At 38.7% G+C, this 4,493-nt stretch carries 4 protein-coding genes and 2 pseudogenes; 3 read left to right on the top strand and 3 right to left on the bottom strand.

Annotated elements, in window-relative coordinates:
* Positions 1-60 precede the first annotated feature (60 nt).
* Positions 61-279 (bottom strand): hypothetical protein, encoded by a 219-nt coding sequence (locus tag CDG77_RS33640; protein ID WP_094333494.1) that lies wholly within the window; start codon positions 277-279, stop codon positions 61-63.
* Between the two features lie 210 nt (positions 280-489).
* Between CDG77_RS33640 and CDG77_RS33635 the strand changes: the two genes are divergently transcribed.
* On the top strand, positions 490-1,014 hold the full coding sequence (locus tag CDG77_RS33635) for an isochorismatase family cysteine hydrolase (RefSeq protein WP_094333493.1): 525 nt from the start codon (positions 490-492) through the stop codon (positions 1,012-1,014).
* A gap of 966 nt (positions 1,015-1,980) precedes the next feature.
* Here CDG77_RS33635 and CDG77_RS33625 read toward each other — a convergent pair.
* On the bottom strand, positions 1,981-2,355 hold the full coding sequence (locus tag CDG77_RS33625; protein ID WP_094333491.1) for a hypothetical protein: 375 nt from the start codon (positions 2,353-2,355) through the stop codon (positions 1,981-1,983).
* A 177-nt stretch (positions 2,356-2,532) separates the two neighbouring features.
* On the opposite strand from CDG77_RS33625, the pseudogene CDG77_RS33620 reads away from it, so the two are divergent.
* Positions 2,533-3,277, top strand: a pseudogene (locus CDG77_RS33620) (transposase); the annotation flags it as partial.
* A gap of 406 nt (positions 3,278-3,683) precedes the next feature.
* Here the strand turns inward: CDG77_RS33620 and CDG77_RS33615 are convergent.
* Positions 3,684-4,154, bottom strand: a pseudogene (locus CDG77_RS33615) (transposase); the annotation flags it as partial.
* A 201-nt stretch (positions 4,155-4,355) separates the two neighbouring features.
* On the opposite strand from CDG77_RS33615, the gene CDG77_RS33610 reads away from it, so the two are divergent.
* A partial coding sequence (locus CDG77_RS33610) for a transposase family protein (protein WP_143857159.1) occupies positions 4,356-4,493 on the top strand: 138 nt, incomplete at its 3' end.

Here is a 4,493-nt window from a genome sequence, read left to right as displayed (position 1 = left end):
ACTGGCTATACTACTCTGCAAAGCAATTCATCTATTACTCCTTTATAATACACCGTATTCCTAAAAGAGTCGCACCCAAATTCTATCCAGTTCCAATATGCCTGCCAATTCAGCATCTTCTTCTGTGGTTAGCAATCCAGCTTTCTTTTTCTCAGATAATTCTTCGAGTCGAGACTGCAATTCTTCAGTAAATTTAAACAAATATATGTCCCTAACTTTACTGAGTTTGATTCCAGAATCTACCCAGAATGAGGGTTGAACCATCATTTGAGTAATCATAAGCTATATGTCTGGTTTAATTTAGCGGATTGGTGGTATTTTAACAGCGAATCTTCCTTACCTGCTTTATTTTGAATGTCAGTTGATAAAAGGTAATGCGCTAGACTTGTCTTTTTACCCAAGAAAGAGGCTCAAAATTGCGGATGCCGTCTTTTATAATATTGTTTTATTTAATGTCTTAACTCTTAATCTAAATAAAATCTGGCACAAATGAGCGAAATCCTTCTTGTAGTAGATATGCAAAATGGTTTTATGCCTGAAAAATGCAGACATATTATTCCTACTGTCATTAAACTAATTGAGCGCTTTTTAGAAGCTGGTAAACTCGTTGAATTCACAAAATTTATCAATACTGCTGACAGTAATTATGTGAAGCTAATTCATTGGTCAAGCTTGATACATGAACCAGAAACAAGCATTATTGATGAACTTCAGCCATATATACATAATATTTTTGATAAACCTTATTACTCTGCATTTACGGAAAGTTTTTCGAGTTTTATTTTGATTAATCAAATCAGTAAAATATATCTTTGTGGAGTTGAAACTGATAGCTGTATTTTCAAGACAGCAATTGACTCTTTTGAACGCGGTATTGAACCAGTAATTATCGAGGATGCTTGCTTTAGTGCTGGTGGTCAGCAAGCGCATGATGCAGGTATTTTCTTACTCAAACGTAATATCGGAAAAAACCAAATTCAGATGAGTAATCAGATTCTTGAGAAGATATCATAAGCTGTTCCACAGAAACTATCCATTGTGAGAAAATGTTCACTTGACTTTCGAGACAACCTTGGGGCTGCTCAGTGGGAGCTAACACTCTTTGGAAGTAAATCGGCTCAATCAGGTTGGGGTAAAGACAAGATACGCGCAAAATTTATCACTATGTAAAGTTGTGTAAAGTAGCCATGTATTGATGTCTTGAAAACATTCAAACATTGCCTAGTTTGGCTTATTTTAGGCAATGTTATGAGCGCAACTGAGCGGAAGAATAAGGTTTGAGCCTTCTTTGACAAGACCCTTCAGCTTCTGTTTTCGGCAATATTTTCTAAGTTGGGACAGATAAGCTCGAAGTGTTCACTAGGCTGAAAGCCAAACTAGGCAGACTTTTCTCTCATATAGACAAAGGCGATCGCGTGAAATTTGTTACAAAAACTTTACATGGTGATAAATTTTGCGCGTATCTTGTCTTTACCCCTACAAGACGCTGCTCGAAGAAGATGACAGCCTTTCACCTTTTCACCAGTGGCTTGATTTTTTCCTGACAACGTTCGCGCAGCGTCTCGTAGAGAAGCTGATTGACTCTGTTCTACTTGGAGAGCGATTTTTTTCGGGGGAGATGGGCAACAAAGAAGCAGAGGCGTTAAACATTCATCACATCCAGAACGATTAAGTCAGGAGTTTCTTTACGAAAAACTGATAAACCCCCTTCACCATCACAAACTTTCTAAACGCGTCTGTAAAATTCGGCTTCCTGCTGGCTTCGTCATCTACTACCAGGATTTTTCCTTTATCACCTGATAAGTTTCTCAACGCTGTTCCTAATGAGCGAGAACTCTTAACCATCTATTATCTGCTCATTAGGACAGAACTTACGCATTGACAGGAATCTGACTCAATACTGCTCGGTTAAGGAAAAATAGAGGGTAAAACAAAGAAAATAGTGTTCGCGTATATAATCCGCGAACAAGATGATTGGACTTACTTTTTCTCTTTGAGGCTATCGTACAAGTCCACCCAATTTTGACGAAGAGAGTCGATGCACTCAGTTAAGTGATCGATTTGGGTTCTTCTAGCCACGGAGAGGACAGCATTAATATGAGCAGGGCTTCCAGCCTTACCCAAATGCTTGTATTTGCTCAATTTGTTGGGTTGAGTTGTGGAAAAAATTGGTTTGGTCGCGTGTAACTTATAGTACCAATAAGCTTGCTTTTTTCCGCGTGCTTGGTAACGTAAAACACAACACCCAGGTGGTGCGATTTCCCCCGAAGCCTGAATTTGTTGTATAGAGAGTTGTAACGTCGCAATAGCTTGTTGTATGAGTTCGGCTCTAGAAATAATGTCAGAGTCAAGCATCTGGCATTTCTCGTGCTTATGGTGATTAAGGGGGTCGCAGTGTTCGCGTATTCAGTTCGAGAACAAGCCCGAATTTAGTTTATATTATTTTACAGCCAAAACTAAACGTAAGTACCGTCTTGTTAATGTCACTTGTTAACTTTGAGGTTCAACAGCCCTACGTTACCCCAAGCCACTGAGACTCAAGAAAATGCAAGAGTATTTGGTTATCCTGGTTCACGACAAGAGGACATATCCGGCCTTCCCGAAAGCCAGGTTAGTTTTTTTGGTAGAAGCAGGTACTCATTTAATTACCGATGCATTCATTAGTCCTTATCGAATTGGTGAAAGAAAAGGAGCTTTAAAATTATTACGAAGTGTTAGTGATGGGATGTTGCTGATGTGGGATAGGGGACTACATTCATTCAAGATGGTTGATGCCGCAATTAAACAAAAATGCCATATTCTTGGACGTGTACCAGCCCACGTTAAATTCGAGGTAGTTCAAACTTTTGATGATGGTTCTTATTTGTCGTGGATTGCCCCTGATGGTAAGTCTAAAAAGAAAGGTGCAACCCGAATCCCAATCCGTGTAATTGAATATGTTGTTGAAGAGAATGGGACAGAAAAAGTTTATCGTCTAATTACAGATTTGATGGATATTAAGACTTTTCCTGCTTTGCTTTTAGCTACTGAGTATCACCAGCGCTGGGAGGCAGAAAATACCTTGGATGAATTAAAAGTTCATCTCAATGGTCGTAAAACTCCTATCCGTTCTAAAAATCCTCGTGAAGTAGTCCAAGAAATTTATGGCTGGTTACTGGGACATTATTGTATACGTTGTTTAATGTTTCAAAGTGCTGAAAAAGTAGGATTATCTCCATTACGTCTAAGTTTTACTGGCAGCCTTAGAGTGATTAGACGTGCTATCCCTTTGTTCCAGATTGCAGTAGAAATATTCCCAGATATTAATGTATTTTTTAGTTGGTTAACTGATGAAATTGTAGAGTTAAAAATTCCACCACCACAGCACAGAAGTAATCCCAGAGTCGTCAAGAAAATTCGCTCAAAGTTTCAGAGTAAAAAACGATGTCATAGAAATAATGGCACTCCTCGACAACTATTATCCTTTCAAATTTTTAGGAAACTTGTTGAATACATCTATTATTTGGGCGATACAGTAAATTGTTCATCCTCAATTTATAGTTCAACAGGTTAAAAATATTCTCAGCAATTGACAATTAAACTTTTCGAGAGTGCCTTCAGGTACAAGCAACGTTTTTAGCTGTTTTTGTTCTCGTAAATCATACGCGAACAAATTATGATTTATTCCACTATCTATTTTCCCTTAACCGAGCAGTATTGAGTGCTGCCCTTAACTGCTTTGAGCCAAAACTTTTCGTTTGCTCTGCTAGTTCTACTGTTCTCTCAATTAATCGTCGGTCAAGACCGTGGATAATCAGCGCACTACGAAATCTTACCAAAGTAGCCTGCGAAAAAGGTGCTTTTTCACAATCCATGCAATCAAGTACTAATTGCCAACGTCTGTCCATGACCAACGCTTCTATCGCTTCTGCATCCGAGGCTCCTGTATATGCTTGCAATATTGTCGTCAATGCTAACTGTGCTGGTGATACTGGTGGATGCCCTTTGGCTGAGTCTGCATAGAGTTTGCTCAGTTCTACTTGAAATTCCTCATCAAATAACTTATGGCGATATTGCCGTAAAAACGTAAACAGCTTCGCTCGTTTAATCCGCTTAACAATACTTTGCTCTGATGCTGATAGTTCTATCGGGGGATGCCATTTTTCTGGTCGCATACGTAGATTCTGAGGCTTGAGCCGCACATTTATTACTTGAATCTACCTCAATTGAGCTTATCCCTTTCCTTGAAATTTTGTTAAATCTCGCTCAAGCTCTGCTTGTCGTCATAAGCCTTGACTGGTCGGCATTTACACTACTTTCTCCTCTTTTATGAATTTCACCATGCACTGATTTTTATTTTATTTTCCGATTACTGAATCGGTGTTCTAGGTATTCAGTTTGAAGTAAGCGAGTCTACCGCCAATGATACATTTAACTATTGGTTGCCTAACTTGCGAGAATTACTGCCATCCAGTTTGCTTGAACAAATTAAAAAAAACGCTTCTGACTATGAA

Origin of the sequence: Nostoc sp. 'Peltigera membranacea cyanobiont' 213 (genome assembly GCF_002245975.1) — a bacterium.
Lineage (GTDB): Bacteria > Cyanobacteriota > Cyanobacteriia > Cyanobacteriales > Nostocaceae > Nostoc.
The sequence above is the reverse complement of the archived record's forward strand: the minus strand, read 5'-3'. Positions and strand labels throughout refer to the sequence as shown.